The sequence below is a fragment of the Caulobacter sp. 05T431 genome, assembly GCF_056665975.1.
On the sequence record NZ_JBFTKU010000060.1, the window covers coordinates 1 to 691 of the forward strand.

At 63.0% G+C, this 691-nt stretch carries 1 protein-coding gene; it reads right to left on the bottom strand.

Annotation, left to right across the window (positions count from 1 at the left end):
• Positions 1–195: 195 nt before the first annotated feature.
• A partial coding sequence (locus AC1U89_RS24520; protein WP_479902216.1) for a hypothetical protein occupies positions 196–691 on the bottom strand: 496 nt, incomplete at its 5' end.

Sequence of the window (691 nt, forward strand, 5' to 3'; positions counted from 1 at the left end):
GCTCATGGGAGTCATCCACCAGTTCCGCTTCTCGGCAACCGAGGAGCAACGAAATGCCGCAATGGAAAAACTCGATGAAACCCGCCGCGCGCTCTACCGCATCCTCGCCGACTAACACCGCTGTTTGTCAGACGTGGCTGCCTGGGCTCTAGGCGGTCGGGCTCAAATTAACCTGCCTGACCCCGATGGGGCTGATCATTCTGCGGCTTGGTCCTGGGCTGCCTCAACTTTCAAAGTCTGCCCCTCGGCCATCCCGGCCCGAAGGAACAGTTCCCGGGACGCGATTTCCAGACCCAAGGCAGTCGCGGCGATATCCTCCAGGGCTTCGTGAATCCACGCTACGGCAGCCGCGTCGGCTGGCMTCGTGCTCACGTCGGAGGACTGGACTGCCCGCAACGACGCATACCGGGCTACCTTCCGTTTGAGGTCCCCGGCGAGATCCTCGATCTCTGCCAGTTGCTGGTCCCGCCAAACGCCGAAATCTTGCGCGCCGCTGCGATGCCAAGCGGAAGAGGGCACCCGTTCCAGACTCGGTTTTTGCCGCCCTCCCAGGAACTCGGCCAGCTCGACGGCCAGCTCCTCGAGCGCCAGGGCAGACGTGGAGGGAGGCCCTTCCTGGCCGGTATCAAAATCCTGGGCCCGCTGTCCCGCATCGGGTTTCATCAGTCCCATGCGCGGAACATCGGTGATT